12 protein-coding genes and 1 pseudogene are annotated in these 22,126 nt (G+C 65.4%); 7 read left to right on the forward strand and 6 right to left on the reverse strand.

All coding sequences use genetic code 11. The features are described 5' to 3' along the window. Positions 1–534 precede the first annotated feature (534 nt). From ACWF9G_RS22210 to ACWF9G_RS22225, 4 genes are all read right to left on the reverse strand, one after another. Positions 535–1,224: an IS30 family transposase gene (locus tag ACWF9G_RS22210; RefSeq protein ID WP_452517548.1), complete on the reverse strand. Its 690-nt coding sequence runs from the start codon at positions 1,222–1,224 to the stop codon at positions 535–537. Between the two features lie 140 nt (positions 1,225–1,364). Further along, the gene (locus ACWF9G_RS22215) at positions 1,365–1,727 is read right to left on the reverse strand and encodes a hypothetical protein (protein ID WP_452517550.1); all 363 of its coding nucleotides are present in this window, start codon (positions 1,725–1,727) and stop codon (positions 1,365–1,367) included. A 351-nt stretch (positions 1,728–2,078) separates the two neighbouring features. Further along, positions 2,079–5,705 (reverse strand): nSTAND1 domain-containing NTPase, encoded by a 3,627-nt coding sequence (locus ACWF9G_RS22220; RefSeq protein WP_452517552.1) that lies wholly within the window; start codon positions 5,703–5,705, stop codon positions 2,079–2,081. Further along, a complete protein-coding gene (locus ACWF9G_RS22225) occupies positions 5,702–7,780 on the reverse strand; it encodes a transposase (protein ID WP_452517554.1) in 2,079 nt (692 codons plus the stop codon). Before ACWF9G_RS22225 ends, ACWF9G_RS22220 begins: the two co-directional genes overlap by 4 nt. Before the next feature lie 281 nt (positions 7,781–8,061). Here ACWF9G_RS22225 and ACWF9G_RS22230 point away from each other — a divergent pair, with 281 nt between their 5' ends. From ACWF9G_RS22230 to fbiC, 5 genes and pseudogenes are all read left to right on the forward strand, one after another. After that, entirely contained in the window at positions 8,062–8,202 is a 141-nt protein-coding gene (locus ACWF9G_RS22230) for a hypothetical protein (protein WP_379307393.1), read from the forward strand. A gap of 176 nt (positions 8,203–8,378) precedes the next feature. Further along, positions 8,379–11,729: a DUF4185 domain-containing protein gene (locus tag ACWF9G_RS22235; RefSeq protein ID WP_452517556.1), complete on the forward strand. Its 3,351-nt coding sequence runs from the start codon at positions 8,379–8,381 to the stop codon at positions 11,727–11,729. A 104-nt stretch (positions 11,730–11,833) separates the two neighbouring features. Further along, positions 11,834–13,870 (forward strand): C39 family peptidase, encoded by a 2,037-nt coding sequence (locus tag ACWF9G_RS22240; protein ID WP_452517558.1) that lies wholly within the window; start codon positions 11,834–11,836, stop codon positions 13,868–13,870. Positions 13,871–13,966: 96 nt separating this feature from the next. Beyond that, complete coding sequence (locus tag ACWF9G_RS22245; protein ID WP_452517560.1) at positions 13,967–15,190, forward strand: hypothetical protein; 1,224 nt, start codon at positions 13,967–13,969, stop codon at positions 15,188–15,190. 431 nt (positions 15,191–15,621) lie between these two features. After that, positions 15,622–16,172, forward strand: a pseudogene (gene fbiC / locus ACWF9G_RS22250) (7,8-didemethyl-8-hydroxy-5-deazariboflavin synthase); the annotation flags it as partial. Between the two features lie 126 nt (positions 16,173–16,298). Here fbiC and ACWF9G_RS22255 read toward each other — a convergent pair. Further along, positions 16,299–17,465 carry a LysM peptidoglycan-binding domain-containing protein gene (locus tag ACWF9G_RS22255; RefSeq protein WP_452517562.1) on the reverse strand — a complete coding sequence of 389 codons (1,167 nt, stop codon included), beginning with the start codon at positions 17,463–17,465 and terminating at the stop codon, positions 16,299–16,301. An 836-nt stretch (positions 17,466–18,301) separates the two neighbouring features. Here ACWF9G_RS22255 and ACWF9G_RS22260 point away from each other — a divergent pair. Continuing rightward, complete coding sequence (locus ACWF9G_RS22260) at positions 18,302–18,934, forward strand: class I SAM-dependent methyltransferase (protein ID WP_452517564.1); 633 nt, start codon at positions 18,302–18,304, stop codon at positions 18,932–18,934. A 109-nt stretch (positions 18,935–19,043) separates the two neighbouring features. Continuing rightward, the gene (locus tag ACWF9G_RS22265) at positions 19,044–21,344 is read left to right on the forward strand and encodes a hypothetical protein (RefSeq protein WP_452517566.1); all 2,301 of its coding nucleotides are present in this window, start codon (positions 19,044–19,046) and stop codon (positions 21,342–21,344) included. Positions 21,345–21,416: 72 nt separating this feature from the next. On the opposite strand, the gene ACWF9G_RS22270 is transcribed toward ACWF9G_RS22265, so the two are convergent. Continuing rightward, positions 21,417–21,956 (reverse strand): hypothetical protein, encoded by a 540-nt coding sequence (locus ACWF9G_RS22270; protein ID WP_452517567.1) that lies wholly within the window; start codon positions 21,954–21,956, stop codon positions 21,417–21,419. Positions 21,957–22,126: the final 170 nt, after the last annotated feature.

Raw genomic sequence — 22,126 nt, forward strand, 5'->3', positions numbered from 1 at the left:
CGACTCCTCCTCTGCTCGAAGTTGCGTCAAATCCGCTGGGGCCCTTCGCCATGTACGAGGCTTTCCCCCGCTCGGACTACTACGGCCCCTCCGCCCCACCACGCGGCCGTAGACGGACGACGCGTCAACCGGCCCGCGCGCTCCTGGCTGGAGCGCACGGACAGGAAGCCGCACGGCGGTTCCCACGTTCACTGCAAACCGATCGAGGAGTGAGGTGCCCAGCTATGCCCCTGCGATATCGCCACGGCTACGCCGCAGGCATTCACCGTGGCCTCCGGAACCGGCGACCTAAACCGATCCCGGAGTTCCCAACTCCCGCGAAAGGTGTTGGTGCGCATCGCAGACCAGCCCGAATCCACCGGGTTTGGAGCTGGCGGGAGACTTGAGAGGCGTTAGAACACTGGTTCCTCGCGTACACCTTCTCCTCTTGCTTGCCGGACCCAGACCATCCGGTAGTGCTGGCCCGTCCCGTCGTTGTCGGGGCTGCTTGCCACCCTCACCGGCGTCTCCCGGCTCGGGCTGCCCCCAGCTTCGTTATGCTGCTGCGACAGCACAACGGCGCAGGTCTCTCACCTCCGCTCGGTAATGCAGCGCCTCGTGGCGCACCAAATCGCCTTCCCAGTGGCCAGGAACGGCTCTGGTGTCGATATCGGCCGGCCGCTCGGCGATTGCATCCATCGGGTCGATGAAACGAGGCCGCCGCGCGTCAGGCGCCCGGTGAGGTTTGCGAGTGGACCGGCCGCAGCGCAGCTGCCGGCCCAGCTCCTGCTTGAGCTCACCGCGCGCATGAACGTAGATCGCCTGGTAGATCGTCTCGGTGCTCACGCGCATCTCCGGTGAGTCGGGGAAGTCCTTGATCAGTCTGTGGCTGATCTGCTGAGGTGACCACTTCTTGGATAGTTTCTCCTGCACGTAGGTTCGCAACTTCGTGTCGGCGACCAGCTTCACCGGCCGTGGTCGTGCCCTTCGGGCAACCGGTTCCCGATGCGCCGAGTGCGGAAGATACCCACGTTCGGACACGGTGTTGCGCCGCAGTTCCCGGCTGATCGTCGAGGCTGATCGGCCCATCTCGGTGGCGATGTCGCGGATCGTCCAGCCTGCTCGACGCAGATCGCTGACCTGCTCACGCTCAATCAGGCCGAGATAGCGCGGATGGATCACCTTCTCGACTCGGTCGAGATCGACCCTGCCGCCGAAAACCGCTACTGTGCGTGGGGATTTCACGCCCGATGGTATCGACTCGGGACAGCGCACTACCCGGCCGTCAGGACAGACGCGGCCCCGGTTGATGATCGTGATTCCCTTGTCCCAGTCAGCCGCTGAACGCTTGTCCGCCCCAACGCGTCCGGCGGCTTCGGCGCGGGTCAGCCCTTCCGCGCGTAGCCGGAGAAATTCCTCCCGACGGGGTTTACCTTCCGGTCCTCGCTCGCGAAAATCCCCGCTTGATGTGCACACTTGTAGCAGGTGACCCGGGTGAAGCCGAGCTCGCGAGCCACCGCAGAAACGTTCTTCCGCTCGGCCAGCAAGCGGAAGAACGTCTCCTTCTCCTGCTCGGTGTAGATCCGAGGCGCAGCCCTGCGCATCGACAACCCGGCCTGCCGCAACCACGTGTAGGCCGCGTCCCGGTTCACACCGGCCGCGTCGGCCGCCGCTCGTACCGTTCCACCGCGGTCAAGCAGGTCGAAGAACTTGTCCTTCTGCGCCTTGGTGTACTTCGGGCCAGCCATCGCAACTTCCTTCCAGAGATGTTGCGACGATTGCTGGAATCCAAGCTGTGCCGGTCCACCCATCGTGGACTATCTCGTCCCGAACGGCGTCACGTCGGGTGAACTCATGCCTGGCTGCGGCCGCATCACGGCGACTTGATCGGAGCGCGATCCAGAATTCGTCTGCCCGACCAGCAGGTGAATCAGTGTGCGTCATCTGCTATCTCGCGCTATGCGCGGTAGTCGTGGTCCGCACGGGAAGTCCACCGGGCCGACCTGCCCGTCGGCGCATGGTCTGGGAGGACGCTGCGGCAAACGTTGATATCACGCTGGCGGTAGTCGGAACGAGCGGTCTCGGTGCGACACAATGGATCAGCCCTGGGGTTTGCCTCGGCACAGCTCGGAGTACGGAATGTCGTTCGAAACCCAGTTCTTCCAGAGCTCGTCGCTGGGATTCGAGGTGAGTTTGTCGCAGATCGCGTCCCGCCATGCGGCGGGCGCCGGTAGCTGCCAGATCCCACCGCCTTCAAAGGGAGAGGCTTCGTCCAAGGCGACTCTCTGGGCAAATACGAAGACTCGACGCCCATCCTCGCTGAAATCGACAAGCGGGGTCGGGCCGAGTGGTGCGGTGACGATCGGTTCGCCGATCTGACGTCCGGTGTCGGCATCCCAGAACCGCACTGTGTGGTCCGTGGACGCGGAGACGAGGTATCTGCCGTCGGGGCTGTAGCTGATCGAATCGAGTTTCTCGTCGTGGCCTTCGAAAGGCTCGCCGACGACGTTGCCACTTTCGGTGTCCCATTGTCGGATCGTCAGGCCGTCTGCGACCGCGATGCGCTGATTGTCGTCGCGGAGCGCCATTCCCGTGACGAAGCCCTCGATCGCCTTGCCGACCGGTTGCCTTGTTGTGGTATCCCAGATCCGTACGGAATCGGAGCTGCGGGAGTACAGACGGCGCCCGTCCTCGCTGAATACGATCTCATCCACGCCGTTCTCGTGGCCTGTCAACGGTTCGCCGATCTGATACCCCGTCGCCCAGTCCCAGAGCCTGATTGCCTTGTCCCCGCTGCCCGTTGCGAGGGTCTTCCCGTCCGGGCTGAACTCCACGGTATTCAACGTGTCGGTGTGCCCCTTCATCGGCGCGCCGCGCTGGCGGCCGTTCTCTGCATCCAGGACGCGGACATCGTTGTCGCGGCCCACCACTGCGAGCCAGCGCTCATCCGGGCTGAAAGAGATCTGCATACCTCCGCGGAGCGCCTCGGAAACGATCACGACCCCAACTCGTTCGCCGGTGTCGGCATTCAACCGTTGCAGCACACCGTCGCGAAAGATGACGATCTGCGGACGATCGGTGTCTATGACCAGGCGGGAATCCGGCATCGCCTGCTCCACCGCCCGGCTGCCGCCTACCTTGCTGGGCAGCGCGGAGTCGGGATCGGCTCGGAATATCTGGCCGGTATCGTCGGCTACCGCAACGATCCGATTACCGTCAGGGGTGAAAGCGACGTGCCGGACGGCCGTATTGAGTCTGAGTGGATCGCCGACCTGCTGACCGGTGTCGGGGTCCCATAGTCGCACAGTCTTGTCGTCGCCGCCGGTGACGATCCGGCCCCCCTCCGGGCTGAATGCCACCGACACGACGGCGCCGAAGTTGCCGGTCACCGGGTTCGCGACTGCTGCGCCGGTCTCGGTGTTCCAGATCCGCAACGGTGTGCCTGCGCTCGCCAATGGACCGACGCCGATGGTGTTGCCGCCGGCGGCGATGAAGTGGCCGTCGGGACTGAAGCTCAGACTCAATATCGCTTCGGCGTTTTTGACGCGGGGGTCGCCGGCGGGTGCCGTTTCCCTGAGTGCCGCGCCGCTGTGGGCGTCCCAGAGCTTGACAGTCTTCGCTGCACCGGCGGACGCCAAGCGATTCCCATCCGGGCTGAACGCCAGAGCCTGAACCTCTGTACCAGGTTCACCCATCGCTGGCCCTATCTGCCGCCCGGTCCGGGCATCCCACAGACGTGCGTGATCTCCGTAGCCTGCGGCGACCCGGTTTCCATCCGGGCTGACGACAGCGGCTCGCATCCAACCCGCACTGTCCGTCAAAGGTTGTCCGCTCGGCTTGCCCGTCGTCGAGTCCCAGACCTGAATGATCCTGTCCCGGTCGCTCACGGCGAGATACCGCCCATCCGGGCTCACCGCCATGACCTTGCCGTCGGCGACGAAGGGCTCCCCGAGCGGGTTCCCCGTCTCCGTGTCCACCAGTTCGATTCCGGACGGTGTGCGCGTGACAATCCGCCGACCGTCGGCGCTGAGCACACCGCCCTTCGCATCCAGGTCGATGATCTTGTGCAGGCGTGCTTCGTTCCGCAAGGTCGTCAGCAGCGCACCGAGGTCGGGATTCGTCGAGATATTCTGTGCGGCAAGAAGTTTGTTGAGAGCCGCCAACTCGCTGCCAGGCTGGCCGCCGGCCAGCATCGACTGTGCCTGCGAGGTCAGGCGCCCGGCGAGCGCCTCTTTGCTGCGGTCAGCGGCATCGTTGCGGGCGTCGGTGGCCGAGTACCAATTGAGGACGGCCAGGACAGCCAGCACGACCGACACCAGGCACACCACGGCCAGGACGGCCGACATCCGCCGGAATCGCCGTCCTGCTCGCCGCTCATCATCCAGTTCGGCCTCGCGCTGGGCGGCAGCGACCAAGAGGGCTTGCTTCTCCTTTTCCGCGTGGGCCGCGTGGGCGGCGTGGGCGGCGCGCTCGACTTCGGAGCGGCGCCGGTCGCGGTGTTCGCGCACGACGCCGGTGAGCACATCGTGCGTCAGTTCTATCCGCTGCGCTCCGTGGTATTCCTCGAGTCGCACCAGGCGTGAGCCGATCAGCCGATCGAGTTCGTCGCCGGTCAGCCGTGACGGCACCGCGTCCTCACGGGCATAGCTGTCGCGAAAACCCTTCTCGGTGATCAGTTCCGACTCGATGAATTCCGCGACACGCGGTGACAGATCACGCACGCACGACACGTAGTAGTTCGACAGAATGTCGCGTTGGGCATCCGCGACCAGCTGTTCGTCGAAGTGCGCCCGCCCACGCCGCTTCCGCTCTTCGTTCAGCTCGCGGCAGAACAGGCTCAGCAGCGCGGGCTCCACGTCCGAAGCGGCGAGATCGCCGAGGACATCGATCAAGGACGCATCCCGGCCGAGGTGCAGGTCCTCACCGGCGATGATGCCGACCACCCGGTGTGCGAGAGCATCGGTGATCAGGTGACCCGACGGCTTGCGGACCGCATCGAACGCCGCGTCCGCGCGAAAGGGAAGCAGCCGCATCCGGGACCGTCCCAGCGCGGGAATCAGTGGGCACCACTCCTCGAGGTTGGGAAGAAAGTCCTCCCGCAACGTGATCAGCAACTTGAAATTCTGCGACCGCAACCGGAACCGGCCTGCCTCGGCCTCATCGTTGTCGATCCGGGCGGCCACATCGTCGGAAATCCGGTTCTCGGCGAGGTCGCCGAGGTCGTGCATGAATTCCCGTACGAGATCCGGGACGCGCTCACCGCGGGTGAAGAGTTCCTCGAACTGGTCAAGAACGATCACCGGCGTGAGCGGATAGTTCTGCGCACTCCAGAGTTCGAAGTCCTTGCGATGCAGGTACTCCCAGAGCGATTCATCGTCGAGAGGCAGCATCGCATCGGGCGCATCGGCCCGGATCGAGTTGCGTACTGATCGGTGCAGCTGGCGAGACAGTGTCGCCGCGTTCGGTGTGAGATCCAAGCGGATGTAGATCGGCAGGTAGTTCTCGTCGCGCAGTGCGGGAAAGAGGCCGGCTCGCAGCAGCGACGTCTTCCCGAGTCCGGACCGCCCGTACAAGACCGTGACCGGGGCATCGCGCACGTGGATCAGCAGGGACTGTGCCTCTCGGTCGCGCCCGAAGAAGAACGCCTGCCCGTTCTCCTCGAACGACGCCAGCCCCGGCCACGGGTTCTCGTCGTCGAGTTGTCCAGCTCTCGTTCCGGGAGTCACGCCGCTGTCCGCCGCATCGCACGGATTTCATCTTTCAGCATGGCGGTGAGCCCCGCATCCGGCTCGCCGCCGGGCGCACTACCGAAGTGCAGGCGTCCGAAAGACTCTGGTATCTGCCGGTAGCGGCTCGGGTCGTCATCGTAGTTGTCGTCGATGACCACGGGCACGATGAAGCGGCGGCTCGGAATGGAGCGGGCGCGATCGGCCGCCTCGTACCATTCTCGGAAAACGTAACCTTCGTCCGCGTGCTCGGTATTCATGGAAATTATCGGGACGAACAGGCGGACTGTCCGACGGATGCCGCTCAGAACCTCGTGTTCCCACGCGTCTCCTGGACAGATCCGTCGCTCGTCGAACCACACGTCCCCGCCCAGGCTCGTGATCGCGTCGCACACCCGCCGCGCCGCGTCCGCGTCCTCGCGCATGTAACTGATGAAGATCGTCGGTGCGTCCGGAGGCGAAGGATCGGCCGCGCCGACCTCATCGTGGTGCCTGGGCGCGACCTGCCGGAGCCAGCGAGCGTGTAATTCGTCGACGAAGGTGGCCGGTTCGATGTCCAGTTGCTGGACCAGCGTCTTACGGCAGTATGTCGCGAAGAAACTCGACAGGGAAGATTCTCGTGACGCCGAGCAGCCGGCGAGAAAGAACGGAATGCGTTCCAGGGACAGCCGGGTGTTGCTGGACATCCGTAACAGGAAACGCCCGAGCCAGTCGGGGATCTCACAGCCGATGAAGAGCAGCGGATGCTCTTTCAGTTGAAAGCTGACCCAGTCGGGAAGGCTCGCCTTCTCACTGAGCAGCGCGTGCAGCCACTCGAGCCGGTCTTCTTCGTGGATCGCGAACTGCGGCGTCGAAGCCGCTTGACCGTACAAATTCAGAATGACGGTATCGGTGGCCGCGGCCGGTCGCGCGTTTCGCGACTGTTCGTTGGTGGATTGATTGGGGGAGAATGAGATCTCTCGTACGCTTGACCTACCCTGGTAGCGGACCGTGTTCACTGCCTTCGCGAGCACCCGGTCGGGCGTCGTGCTCACGAACAAGCGCAGGTCATCGATCGCAGCGAGGCTGCGAAGCGCATCACCGGGCTCGGGATCGACTTCCACGATGATGTCGTTGATGACGCGATACAACCGCTCGATCTCGTCTTGGCCGCGCTCGCGCACGAACGCCGCCACCGCCTCGTCCATGGTGGTCGGTCCGGGTGGCACAGCGAGGTTCCAGCGTCGAGCGAGGCGTTGGCCGATGAGCGTGGTGAACGTTTGATCGACATTGCCGATATCGACCCTGGTCACGTCGGGCCCCACGACCGGTACCAGGACCCGCTGCCGAGTATGCGCGAGAAGGTCGTCCCAGAAATCGTCGTTCATGCCCAAACACTCGATCCGGATTCCGCCAAGAACACCTGGCACGCCGGGGCGCAGCGCCGGCGTGAACAGCATCAGAACGTATCTAGCACCGAGTTCACAATAGGGTTTCGACGTAGTCGCGGCGTAGAGTAGCCGACTACTCGAAACTTCCCCGGGCACTATTCCCGCGCATTGCGGAACCTGCCCGGCATCGGCGGCGATGTTCCGTTCGTCCACCGAGGAACGGGCCGGCTCGGTCTGACGATCCCGCACCCGCAGGATTCGCCGCGTTGCACAGTGACCGGCATACGGCCCGCAGTTGGGCGGCGGTGACTGTGGCGTGTCGTCGCCGGGCGCCAAGCGGACCGCGTCCAACGGCGCGGTCCAGGAGCCGCGGCCGGTTTCCAGCGCGCACACCACCGAGTACGGCCAGCCCGGGATCATCTGGTGAGTGTTCTCGGCCCGGCCGTAGGTGTGACACAAGATCGGTTGCGGGCAGGTACGCGCTTCGGGCCGCAACCAGCACGTGATGTCCACTGCCAGCACCAGCCGTCCATCCGCCGCCCAGGGCAGCGGCACCCTCGTCAGCGCTCGCCGCCACCGGTCCACGTCGATGCGGCCACGCTCGAGCGCCGCGTACACGCTGCCGTGCTCACGGGCCTTCACAGCAATACCTTTCTGTTGCAAAAAGACTTCAGGAACGATCGTCGAACGTTGGCTGGCGCACATCGTGCCGCCATGACCGGATGCATCGGCTCACACCCCACCCCACACGTGAAGGCCTGGGCCACCCGAGTGACACTGGGGCGACGCCCCGTGCCGATACTGCTCGACGTAGCGAACCGAAGTTCGATCCGGTCGACCCGCGGCAGCAGGTGCTGCCGCCACGGCCTCCGATCTTCCCGCCAGGGCCTTGGCCCCCGGTCCGGCATCGGACCGCCACCGTCACTCTCTTCCAGCCCACCCGCGTTCCTCGCCCCGATGCGGAGTCGACGCCGCGACCGGGAAATATGGGTGACATCGCCATAGCAGGACTGAAATCCGTTCTGGCGGATCGGGGAATCATGAAGAAGTTCGATGACGCCAAGGCCCGTTCCACATCAACGCCGGCGGCGGAATCAGTCGACGTCTACAACTTCATCGGGAAATGACGGAAATGGCCGTTCGGTGCCCGCTCGACAGTACGCCTTCGGTGGTATCAGCGAACGATCAGACCGTCGAGTAATTCGCGTAGTGGACTACCCGCGTCATCATGGCCCCTGGCTACGACAATCAGAGCCTCGGACAGTGGCCAGATCGTTGTACCCGACGAAGCGAGGAGGCTTCCATGACCACCAGGCCCGTGCACAGCGCGTTCCGGGTTTCCTCGGGCTTTCGAACGCCACAGCGGCCGGATCATGACGGCATCGATCTCGCCGCACCGGCCGGCACTCCGATCTTCGCACCGGTGGACGGTGTGGTCGTCGAGGGTGCCGAACGCCCGCCGGGGTCGGTGTCGGGATTCGGAAACTGGGTGTGGCTGGATGCACAGGACAACCGGGGTGTGGATCTGATCTTCGGGCATATGGGTCATGCGACCATCCTGGTGAAGCGGGGCGATCGGGTCCGGGAGGGCGAACAGATCGCGAGCGTGGGGTCGGAGGGCCAATCCACCGGTCCTCATTTGCATTTCGAGGTGTGGGGCCCGCCCGGGCGCGTCGGCGGTGAAGCGAGGAATCCGCAGGATTTCCTCCAGGGTGCGGTCGACCCCGGCATGCAGCCCGGCCCCGGCACGGACGGGTCCGGCCCGGAGGCATTTCCGCTGCCGCGCGGGTTCTTCTACGGGCCGCTGGAGGGCCCCGCCTCGTCGATCTCCGGGCGTCACGGCAGCGAACGGCCTGAGTGGATCGCGGGCTTGAAGCGCTGGCAGCAGGCGCGGGGCCTGCCGCAGACCGGTGTTTACGACCAGGCCACCGCCGACGCGGCGCGTACGGTTCAGTTCGCGAACGGGTTGACCCCCGATGGACTGATCGGCCCGGCGACATGGCGCGCGGGATTCACCAGCGCCTCGCTCGGGGAGCGACCATCGAGGATGCAGCTGGTCGACCACGCTGCGGCGCGCCCCGGGGCTCAGGCAGTGAAGGCCGACGGATACCACGGGGCTGTTCGCTACCTGGTGGACTCACCTGAACGCGGCCTGATCAACAAGAAACTCACTCCCGAGGAAGCCGCAGGGTATCTCGACCTGAAGATGCCCCTCGTCAGCAACTGGCAGAAGGGAAAGAACGCCACCGCCGATTGGCGCCGCGGGTTCGACGGCGGTGTCGCCGACGCCGAGGCCGCCGACGCGTGGCACCGGCACTGCGGCGGCCCGGCCGAGGCGCCGATCTTCTTCTCCATCGACGACGATCTGTCGCTGTCGGAGTGGAACAGCATGGCAACCCATTATCTGCGCGGCGCTGCGTCGGTGCTGGGCAAGGAACGCGTCGGCGCGTATTGCAAGTATTTGGCGTGCGATTGGGCGGTCGAGGACGACGTCGTCGGCATGTGCCGCGACGGCAGCGGAAAACGCTTCCTGTGGCAACCCAACACTTGGCTGGGCGGTCGGCCGCTGGGCACGATCTCCGAGCACGCCTGCTTGTTCCAGCGGCTCATTCACCCGCGCGACAACGTCAAGGTCTCTGGGATCAACGTCGACGTCAACGACACCCTCACCGCCGACTTCGGGCAATGGCAATACGCCGCCCAACCCGTTACCCCAGACCCGGTCGTCGTTCCCGGCTCGATTTCGGTGCGGGAACCCGACGGCTACGACATCGCCTGGCACGCCGGGCCGGGCTCCCGCTCAGGGCATGGCCCGTACAAGCGGATCTACTTGCACACCACCGAGAATCAGGACTGGATCAGCCGCGCCGAAATCGTTGCCGACGGTCAAGCGGCCAGACGGGACGGGTCGTATCACTACATCGTCGACGACAACCACATCATCCAAACAGTCTCCACGAAGAACGCCTCTTGGAGCGTTCCGGTGCGCGGCGTGAACGACGAGAACCAGGTATCAGTGCATATCGCCCTCGTCGGGACCTCCGGCGCGATTCCACGGTGGACCACCAGTCCAAGCCCCAATGTCGAATCGAACCCGAAGAAGCGCTCCGTGTGGCTCGAGCACGACAAGATGCTCGACATGGTGGCCTTCACCATCGCCAAAGTATCCAAGGAACACCACATCCCGATCGAGCGGGTCGACATCGCCGGTGTCGGAAACGACATGCATGGCGTCTCCAGCCACAACAATTACACCTACGGCTCGGTGAAACTGAGGGGCTTCAAGGACGGCACCCATTGGGACGTCCCCGACACCTTTCCTTACGACGTCGTCCTCGCCGCGGCAAAGCAGTACGCGGCCATCCCCGACGACCCCGACCGTTTCCCACTACCGAACGGGCACTACTGGGGTCCCCTGTCCGGGCCGCAGGAGTCATGGTCGAACAGGTTCGGCAACGAGCCGCAAGCATCGAAGGACGGCTTGCGGCGCTGGCAGGCCACCCTCGGAATCGCACAGACCAGCGTGTACGACGACGCCACCCGCGACGCTGCGACCGCGATGCAGCAGGCCAAGGGCTGGCCGGTCACCGGCCACGTCTACGCAGGCGAGTGGTATGGCGTCATCAAGGACGGCTGGCGGTTGACTGTCCCTACTGCCGTCCTTACCGGCGCACGCAAGATCACCAACGCGACAGGGCCTGGTCACACCGACCAGTTCGGTATGGCCGCAACCGATCTCGGGGTGATGACCCGGACACCCTCGGGCCGGATTCTCGCCGTCTTCGGCGACACCTTCCGCGACCCGATGGTCGGCAGTGACGACTGGCGCGCGCCGGTCGCGTTGTACTCGGACACCACGAATTTGGACAACGGAATCGTGTGGCACCAAGCCGCGGGACCGGATCCGAACTACGCCCAGCAACTGTGGCCCTACGACCATGTGGACGGCACGACGGCGTTGCCCTCCGACGTCATCACCATCGGCCAGGACATCTACCTGCACGTGATGATCAACCAGGGCCTCGGCAACGTGGTGCGGACCGAGATCTGGACATCGAGCGACAACGGAAAGTCCTGGCGGCACACCGGTGCCCAGTTCGACGCCGGCCTGCACAACGGGTTCGCGCAGCTGTGGACCTGGGAACGCGACGACGACGGGTGGGTGTACGTCTTCTCCACCGGATTCCAACGCGACAGGGGGATCATCTTGCGCCGCGTCCGCCAGGACCGGATCACCGATCCCGGCGCCTATATCGGCTGGGGTTGGCGCGACGGCAGCTGGAACTGGGGAAACCCACCGACACCGGTACTCGAAAGCCAGCCCTCCGCGGAAAAGTTCGGCGAGATGTGCCTACGCAAGATCCAGAACAAATGGGTTCTGGTCAACTTCGACGCCTCCACCACCGGTGGCTACGACATCGACCTGCGCCTGCTCGACACTCCCACCGACAACCTCTACCTGGTACCGAAGACGACACCCATTCGCGGGTCGGCATGGGGAGAAGAGGGCAATGACAGGGTCGCGCAACTGTACGGCCCGTGCATCATCCCCGGATCCACCCTCGATGCCGGCGTACACCTGCTGGTGTCGCAATGGAAGACCGCCGACGGATGGCCATACCGTGCAATGCACTTCAAGATTCCAGTCCCATAGATTTCCCGTCCGCTGAACTTTTCGGGATTGCCTGCCCAGGAGCTGAAACGGATTCTTGCCGATATAGGAGCTACGCAATGGACACGCAAACGCTAGCTAGGGCCATGGGCAACGGCCTGCCGATGACCGAGTACGAAAGGCTCGTAAGGCCGTTCAACGAGGCGCTCGCCGCCGCCGATTGCAACACCGTCGAGCGGGCGGCGATGTGGTGCGCGCAGGTCGGCCACGAGTCCGGCGGGCTGCGGCACATGGAGGAGATCGCCGACGGCCACGCCTACGAGGGGCGGCTGGACCTGGGGAACACCCAGCCTGGCGACGGGCGCCGGTTCAAAGGCCGCGGGCCTATCCAGCTCACCGGCAGAGGCCATTACCGGCGGTTCGGCGAGTGGGCCCAACGCAAGGGCCACGCCCCGGCCGCTGACCAGTTCACGGCGAACCCCGCGCTGGTCGGCGAGCCGAGGTGGGGGTTCCTGGCGGCGACGTACTACTGGACGGTGGAACGGCCCCAGCTCAACGCACTCTCCGAAGCGCGCGACATCGAAGGCGCGACAAGAGCGGTCAACGGCGGCCTCACAGGCCTGGCGGACCGTACCGACCGCTGGAACCGCTGCCTCCTCCTCGGGTCGGCCCTGCTGCCCAACGGCAGCGAGATTGAGAAACGCCTTCCGTACCCACGCACCCAAGTCATCCAGGACACCGAATTCAACTGCGGCCCGGCATCGTCCCAGACGGTGATCCTCGCCCGCACCGGGGACTTGATCCTCGAGAGCGTCCTTGGGTCAGAGATGGGCACCGACCAAGAAGGAACGGACCATATCGGGCTGATCGCGCCCGTTCTCAACAGGTACCTTCCTGGGGCGGACTACCGAGTCTCGCAGATGCCGAATGACCCGGCGCTCCCCCAGCAGGCCCAGAAGCTGTGGGACAACGTCAAGCACAGCATCGACAGCGGCTACGGCGTCGTGGCCAACATCGTCGCCCCACCGGGCAACTACCCCCGCGGCGTCCGCGGGTCTACAAGCCCTCAGTATCGCGGCGGGACCGTCTTCCACTACATCGCGATCATGGGGTATGCCGATGGCGGCGGCCCCCGCGCGTTCTGGGTCGCCGACTCGGGTTTCGAGCCCTACGGCTACTGGTGCTCGTTCGAGCAGATGGCCACCCTGATCCCGCCCAAAGGCTACGCGGCCGCAGCAGGCAGCCCCCCGCCCGAGCTGGACGCGTTCCCGCTGCCGGCCGGCTACTACTACGGGCCGTTCGAGGGCCCGCGGGAGTCGATCTCCGGCCGTGCGGGAGAACCAGCCGCATGGATCGAGGGGCTCCGCCGCTGGCAACTGAAGGCGGGCGTGGCCGTCGACGGGGCATACGGGGAGCAGACCAGGCTCCGCGCCATCGAGTACCAGCAGGCCGCGGGACTGCGCCCCCACGGGCACATCGGCCCGATCACATGGGAACTGGCTTTCAAAGATCCCTACGGCGTGAAAATAGGCACACCCGATATCTGGCACCAGCTCCTCGGCACCGACGGCAGTGGCTTGCCGCAGATCGGCGGGCGCACGCTCGTCGACGCCGTTGCCACCATCGGCCAGCACCTGGGTATCGCCGGGTTCGCGCCGCCTCCCGCGCACAACGACGTCCTCCAACGCACCGACATCGACGAGCGCCTCTCCGACATCTGGATCCAGCTCGTCGGCAACGAGGGCAGAGGCTGGCCACAAATCGGCGGACGCACGCTCGTCGACGCCGTCGCCACCATCGGCCAGCACCTGGGCATCGCCGGGTTCGCGCCGCCGCCCGCGCACAACGACGTCCCCCAACGCACCAACACCAACGACCGCGTCCTCGACATCTGGATCCAGTTCCTCGGCTTCGACGGAAGAGGCTGGCCACAGATCGGCGGACGCACGCTCGTCGACGCCGTCGCCACCATCGGCCAGCACCTGGGTATCGCCGGGTTCGCGCCGCCTCCTGCGCACAACGACGTCCGCCAGCGCACCGAAATCGAAGAGCGCGTAACCGACATCTGGATCCAGCTCCTCGGCAACGACGGCAACGGCTGGCCGCAGATCGGCGGCCGTTCCCTGGTAGACGGGGTTGCGGAGGTCGGTCGCAAGCTCCAGATCCCCGGGTTCGGCCTATAGGCCGCCCGAGGGCCGCCGTGCGACGGCTTGCCGATCCGTCGGCACCCGCCCGCACCCGGGCTTTCGGCGAGCGACGGCCACCATCGAGGAGCAGCCATGAAGTCCGATGAATCTCTTCTTTCGAGGCATCTTTCGCAGCGCCTTGCGGAGCTTCCTCCGAAGCTTAGGCGTGATCGGGCTTTGTTCCTGACCGGGCTGGCGGTGGTTCTAGCGCCCGGATTTATCCTGGCGGTGTCCCTCTTCGGGCGCGCAAGCCCGAACGATCTCGTCGAGATTCAGCTCAATGATGCTGCGAAGAGCGATCTTCCGGTCGGGCTCAGGGATGCGATCTATGCCGATTTCGGCGTCATTGTCGGCTATACCGTTGTCCTGGCCGCGGCATCGCTCACCGCCTGGTTCCTGGCTTGGACGGCGTCTGGCAAGCGTCTGGCGGCCTTCGGTGTCGCAGCCACGATCATCGCGGCGCTCGCGGATGCGGCTGAGAACACGCTGCTGCTGATCGCACTGCCGGACGCAGGCTCATCGTCGGTCTGGCGCATCAGCGCCGCGGTGGCCGCCACCGTGAAATTCTGCGCGCTTGTTCCCGCGATTGTGGTCGCGGTGTGGGGAATCGGGACGGCGATCACGCGTTGGGTGCAGTGGTCGTCCGTCAGGACTCCCGACCAGTGGGAGCCGGTAGTCGAAACCGGGCCGCGCCAAGAAGATCAGCCTCGAGAGGATCATCAGCGGAGCTGGCGAAAGGGGTACCGCGTGCCCGGGGTCGACCCCCGGGTGATCTACTGCATCGACGCGACTGGCGATCACGGGCCTACCGCCGAAACGCTGGCGCAAGCACTGCGCCTTGCCGAGTTCGAACTCGGTGTGAAGATCACACTCCCGGATTCCAGGGGTCCCTACGCTCCAGAGGATCTTGCGCCGGGAACAGGAAAGGGGCTCGAGCCCGAGACGGCATTCGGAGCCCTCAACGCTCGCCTGACAAAGGGCGCCGTCGTCGTGGGAGAGATCGAGTACCCGACCGCGAGCGGGCTCGACAAACATGGAGAACATCTCATCGGCCAGCTCATCGTTGCCAAAGCGGTGCTCTGGGACCAATGCGGCTACTGGCTCAGATCGTATGCGGCCGAGAACCCGGTATTCCCGCACGACAGCACCTCGGACCAATGGTTCGGCGAGGGGCAATTCGCTGCCTACACCGAACTCGGCCGACTCATAGGCGCCGCCGCAATAACCGCCAGCCAAGGCAGCAAACCCCGCTACGAGTCGTACGCGGACGAGTCCCGCACACGCCCAACTGAGTCCACCTCTGATCGGTGTGCCTAGAGGAGAGGCTTGCCATGGCGGACCATGGGCCGACATCCGTGGTGGGGACCACCCATGATGCGCCCGGAAACTGTCAAATCCTCAAGGCTTTCTCAGCCTGACCCGAGTTGAACCCCCATGGGCCCTGCCTGCGGTTTCACGTCTTGTTCGACTCGAATACGCTGCCTACCCAACGTTCATAATCGCAGGTCAGGAGCATGACGTGGCAAAAACTCTGTGTCCGGAGGGGCACTCGACCACTACGCACACCAACTGTCCCAACGGATCTCGATCACGATCGGCTGATCAGGAGCCGTTGACACTCTGCTGTCGCATAAGCACTCGCCTCGGGGACACAGCCGCTCGGCCGCGCATTTCGGATGCGATGGCTCATCCCCGCTCGCGCGGGGAGCACGAGGAGTCGTTCGTGCGCAACGGTTTGCAAGGGGGCTGATCCGCTGACCACGTTGAAGGAAGCCGGTCTCGACACACCATCCCCGGCACCGCCGCCGATCCTCGACGACGAAGTGCGCTGGGTCCTCACCAAGGGCAAACTGCCTACCTCGGCGTGGATCGAGTGATCACCACCGCGCATTCCCTCGGCATCCGCACAAGTTCGACAATGATGTACGGCCACGTCGACAATCCCCGCCACTGGGTTGGGCACCTGCGCGTGCTGCGCGGAATCCAGGACGAGACGCGGTTTCGCCGAGTTCGTGCCGCTGCCCTTCGTCCACCAGGGCGCACTACTGTACCTGGCGGGCGCGGCCCGGCCCCACCAATCGCGACAACCGCGCCGTGCACGCCCTGGCCCGATGCTGCACGGGCGCATCGACAACATCCAGACCAGTTGGGTGAAACCAGGCGCTCTCGGCGGAACGCTGATGGAGGAAACCATTTCTCGCATGGCAGGTTCCCCGCACGGCTCGGCGAAAACGGTGGCGGAGCTGACCGAGATCGCGGCCGAATCGGGCGACCGCTGCGGGAACGCACCACGGTGTACGAGACACCCCAAGGGCACGTCGCTGCCGATCTCCGTGGGGTGAGCGCCGGTTTCAGCGGTCCGGAGCGTGGACTGAGCCGGCGCGTGTGGCTGTCGGTGGATCAGCCCGCCGACAGCCGTGCACCGTCAGGCCGGTGCGATGCGTGGTCCCCAGTAGTTGAGGTGAGCGGCCGAGTGGGCGAGTGCGGTGCGGTCGGGAATGATGTCCCAGATTCCGTATTTGTCGTGGGGGAAGTCGCGCAGGAAGTTGTTGAGGTCCACCGCGGTGGCGAACAGGCGGGCGGGGTCGATCGGTCCCAGCATTCCTGAGTTCGCCCAGTCGACAATGTGTTCGGCGATCCCGGTGATCATGGCGACCGGGTCGGTGAGGGTGAATTCGGTGGCGATGTCGTAGGCCTGTTTCAAGTAGGTGCCCGCGATGTTGGCGTTGCCGTAGATGTCGCCGGGCAGGCAGTAGTCGAACCAGTCGATGGGGTGGGTTTCGGTGATGTTGTCGCCCGAGATGCCTTGGTAGGCGAGGGAATTGCCGAGATGGAAGGTGCGGCCCAACCCGCGATGCGGTGAGGCGAGGGCGTGTACCCAGTGGCAGTCGCCGCGTCGGCCCTGCAGTGAACCGGACACGATGTCGCGACCGACCAGCGAGACCACTGCCCCGCCCTGGCTGTAGCCGAGCAGGCCGAACGACCCGTCGTGCGCGTTGATCAATCTGGTCAGTTCGGCGATGCCCATGTCGCGGGAGGCGCGGTAGGACGGTCGGCCCAGAGCGTCGAGCAGGGCGTCGCCGCCGCCGGGGACGGGTCCGAAACTGGCGGGATAGTTCACGTATTCGATGTCGAACCATTGCGGGTCGAGGGCGTTGGTGATGCCGGTCAGCATGCCGATGGGGTCCGACGGGCTGATTCCGCCCGGGTTGGCGTTGGCGGCGGCGACGGCTTCCCACGTGCCGGGCACGCAGAACAGTGTGTGCTTGGCGAGGGTCAGGTCGGGGATGATCAGGGTCTGCCCGACGGTGATCGTGTTCGGGTCGGCGAGCTTGTTGGCGGCCGCGATCAGCGGAAACCGCGCGCGGTCGCCATAGAACCGCTCGGCCAGACCGGACAGTGTGTCGCCTGCGACCACTGTGTGGGTGGCGGTGAGCCCGGGAACGATGAGCACCTGACCGACCCTGATCACGTTCGGGTCGGCGATCCGGTTCGCGATCGCGATCACCGGATAGAGCGACGATTCGCCGTAGAAGCGGCCGGCCAGCGCCGACATGGTGTCACGTGCAGCAACCGTGTAGCGGATAGCCATGATCGACCTCTCGTCCTCGGGATCAGCATCGACGATTCCATTACCAGGCAAAACCGTCCCGAGTGGTGGAGTACTCGAAAATTGCGCCGATATCGACACCGTCGCGGCAGGACGGGCCGCGACGAGCAGCCGGGCCCTGCGGGGCGACAGCCGGGGCACGGCGATCGCCCGTGGGGTCTTGTCGGTTCACGGCTGCGAAGATGTCACAGCTGATCGCTTGGCTTGCATCCGAAACAACGCCAGCCGCAACAGGTTCGGGCGCTGCTGGGTGGACCTGCTGGTCCTGGCCACGCCGCTCGCCGCGGTCGTCGTTGCGATGATTAGCGGAATCTACACACGGATAGTCCGGCTGGCGGCGCGCCCCGAGGTAGTAGAACGGCTCCGGCCACAGGACCGGCAGTCTGCGGCACAAGGGCACCGGCCGAGAACGACCATCGAGCCTCTTCGCGTTGCCGCAAACCGCCGCCCGCAATATCGTTGTGTGCGGCCTCTCCGGCCACAGCGCGATGAGAACCTCGCGCCGATGAGCTCCTGTCCTGGCCGACCGTTCCCTACGTAACCGTCCACTCAACGCGACCACCAGTAGCCGCTGCCGACAGCAGCCGTCGGGTCGACGCCGCCGTCAATTCGATGTCGTCACGGTCGCCCGCGCTTCCCCTCGAACGTTGGGGCTCGTGACCGACCGTCGACATCCTGACCTCACGCGCCTCGCCAGCCGCCACCGACCGTCTCTCCAGATCAACTCACAAATTCTGACGACACACACCGTTCGCGACTGCCGTCGCCCCCAGGCCGTCGGCAGCGCAATCACGCAGTCACACCGAGCAGGAAAATCTGTGAGCACTACCAGCGTCATCTATCGGCACACATCTCTCTACAACCTCCTCATGCGCGGGCTCTACGGCCGCCACTACGGAGCCCGATTCGAAGCGATCGCCGCGTTGATCCCCGACGAAGCCGAGGTCCTCGACCTATGCTGCGGCCCGGCTACCCTCTACACCCGGTACCTGCGCGGAAAGTCGGTCCGCTACACGGGTTTCGACATCAACGAACGCTTCATCGCCCGGCTCGTCTCGGCGGGCGGAAACGGCCTCGTCTGGAACCTCAGGGAAGACACCGCGCTCCCCCGCGCCGACTACGTCGTCATGCAGGCCAGCCTGTACCACTTCCTGCCCGAGCCCGAACCGATAGTCCAGCGAATGCTCGAGGCCGCCCGCAAGCAGGTGATCATCGCCGAACCGATCCGCAATCTCACCACCAGTTCCAACCGGACACTCGCGCGTTTGTCGGGCCGGTTCACCGACGCGGGCGAAGGCGCTCAGGCGCACCGATTCACTCGCGAAACCCTCGACCGGACACTCACGCACTATGCCACCCACGTCGCGTCGACCAGCCTCATCGCCGGCGGCCGCGAGCAACTGTGTGTGCTCACTCCGCACCCGCAGGCACACGTCAGATCGGCCTTCTGACCGCCGCCCGCGAGCTCGCGACCGGCAGTCCGGAACGGACCGCTACACCGCAACGGCGCCGGTCGCGGCCCTGGAATCGCATACCCTGCCGAGTGCCGCCCGGCGCTGTATGGTCTGCTGCGTGACCGACAGAGCAGTACCGATCACGGCTGCTGACCCCACTGGCTCCCAATCCCGCGAAGACGAAGCCGGAGAACCGTTTTCCCGATCCGAAACGATTCGCTGGGGGATCGTCACCGTCGTCGGCACGATCGTCGGATATCTGGCGGTGCTGCTGGCCGACCCCCGCCACTACTACCTCGACGACACCGAATCCCAGTACACCGGACTGTGGGTCGGGCTCGGGCGCTCCTTGCGCGCGGGCGATTTCCCCGCGCTGTGGCCCAACCAGTGGATGTCGGGCAACAACACCATGGACGACGCGGGTCTGTTCAACCCGGTTCAGCTGCTGATCGACGTCATCGCGCCGTCGGTGGACAACATGGCCGCCTACGCCACTGTCGTCAAGCTGGTGTTCTCGATTCTGTGCGCGCTGGGCATCTACCGGATCTGCCTGGTTTATCGAGCCGCCCCCGCATGGAGCGCCGTCGCCGGTGTCGCGTTCCCGCTGTCCGGATTCTTCCTCTTCTTCGACCAGGCCAGCTGGATGACGGCGCTGACCGGAACCGCCTGGATGCTGATGGCCTGGGCCTCGGCCGTGCGCTACACCCGCGGCGACGGCGGGCCGATCCCCGTCTTCGTCTTCCTGTATCTGACGATCTCGACGCAGTACATCTTCCCCGCCGTCGAGGCCGTGCTGATGCTGTTCGCCATCGCTGTCGGCGAACTGGTCTCCCGGGGCGCCTGGCAATCGGTCCTCCGGCTGACGGCCGTGGCGGCGTGCGCGGGCCTGGCCGGGTTGCTCACCTTTCTCCCCTCGATGCTCTCGGCGAAAGTCACCTGGCGCGGTACGGCGCAGATCAACAACGACAATTTCCTCGCGGTGCCGTGGTCGGAATCCCTCAACGCGAGCCTGCCGACGGTGTCACCGGCGTTCACCACGTGGTGGGGCTACATCCAGCCGTTCCCGCTCACCTACGTCGCGTGGTTCCTCGTCCCGATCCTGGCGTTCGTCGACTGGGACCGCGCTCGCCGCTGCTGGCGTGAGCTCACCACGGTCGCCCTGTTCACGATCATGATGCTGATGTGGACGGCAGGCCCCGGCACCATCGGCCCGCTCCGGTGGCCCGCCCGGGTTCTTCCGATGCTCGCGATCGGCTTGCTGGTCCTGGTCTGTGTGCTGGTGGGACGCTTCGGCACCACTGGCAATGCGCGGGCGCGCGGCATCGCCGCCGGCGTGCTGATCGGCTTGCTATGGGTTCGCACCGCCTCTGCCGATCCCGCCGACTGGATCATCCATGGTGTGGCCGCGGGGTTCGTCGCCGCAGCAGGCGCGGGTGTCCTCTGGCTTGCCCGGCACCGGAGCACTGCGGCCGCGTGCGTGGCGACCATCGCGGTGATGTTTCCGATCGCCTTCTATCAGGTCGATCACGCACTGCCCAACATCATGTCCTACAACCTGCCGACCAGCCGTGCCGATGCCAAGGCGGCGTTCCCCGACCTGCCCGGATCGACGATCCAGCTCGCCGACCGCGCGCTGCTGCAGCCCGGTGACAAGAGCCTCGACGGCGCGTACGGATCCCTGGTGTTCGGCAACTACGCCAAGTCGCTCGAGCTCGACTACGTGAACGGCTACACCCCGACCGGGCACTTCTATTTCGGTGAAATGCTCTGCATGCGATGGGATTCGAGCGTGTGCCCCGACGCCTATCGCCGCATGTTCGCACCCGAATCAACAACCGGGCGGACCCTGGTCGATCTGATGCTGCTCGATCGGGTGGTGCTGCAAAAGGCACTGTTCCCCGAGGCGGGCAACCAACCCGCGCCCACCGGATGGCATTTCGTCCGCTACCCGGATCACGAGCGCTACATCTGGGTGCTGGAACGCGATCGTGGCGCGGTATCGACGGCCAATGGCCGAGTCTCCGACCTGCGCGGGGTGTCGGCCACCTCGCTCACCGAAGCCGACATGACGAGCACGCTGCGAGTCAGCTCACCCGACGGCGGCCGGATCGTGTTCGCACGCCTCGCCTGGCCCGGCTACCGAGCGACGCTCGACGGTACGCCGATCCCGATCACGAATGTCGCGAAATCGATCACCGCCGTCAACATCCCCGCCGGCACCGACAACGCTGTCCTCGAACTGACGTGGCGCCCACCGGGCTGGAAGATCGGCGCCGCGACAGCTGTCGCCGGTCTGGCAGGCCTGGCAGTCCTGCAATGGCTCTACATCCGAACCCGCCGCCGCGGTCACAACCCGCCCGACGCCATTGCCGCACCCCTTCCCGACCGCGATCTTGTCGACGCTTGAGCTGAGCCTGGCCTCTAAACACGGAAACGCGAAAACCGAGGAGTCGCTCGTGGCGCGGCGTCCGCGGACGAGTCAGTTCTCGGACAACCACCTACTGTCTTCCCGCCGGCAAGACATCCAGGGGCGCGGAATTTGCACGACTCGATCGTCGAATTCTCCTGGTGCTCCCTCGGCCTTGTTTGCGGTGGTGACCCAAATGCTGCCGTCGGAGCTGGGTGCCGCGCCGAGGAGTTTGCCGTGCACGTCCTGCACCATCATCGACGGCGCGATAGCGACGGCGAAGGTAGCGCGATCCTCTGTGGCAGTGCGGTCGGTGACCCACAGGCCGCTCTTGCCGTCACGGCCGATGTCGTGGCGATCACGGGGAAGTCGCGGCAGTGGGGGTGCTGGGCCGAACGCGCGCCAGAACTGATGGCCATCGCTGCACCCGACACTCCCTAACACGAGCTGTGGCGTAAGAACCACGAGTACGACCTGCGCGAGGCCTACGGAGCGCTGAGCGCCACAGCTCGGGCCTGCCCGAACCTGCGTGTCCCGATGCGTTTCGTCGAGCCCTTCATCGAGAACTACATGTGGACGGTGGAGCTTTAGCCGCTCGATCTGCCCGTGCACGACCGAACGTGATCTCGGATCGAGGCTGCAGGTCCCCGCGCGCACGGGCACTTCTCGGACTCGGATTGGCTCGAACTGCAACAAGGTCGTCCTGGCTAGTTCCCCAGCGTTGTCGGTGGGAGTTCCCAGGCTGTCCTGGCAGCCGAGGGGGTGATCTTGCGCTCAGATGG

This window comes from Nocardia sp. NPDC055029 (assembly GCF_053608525.1).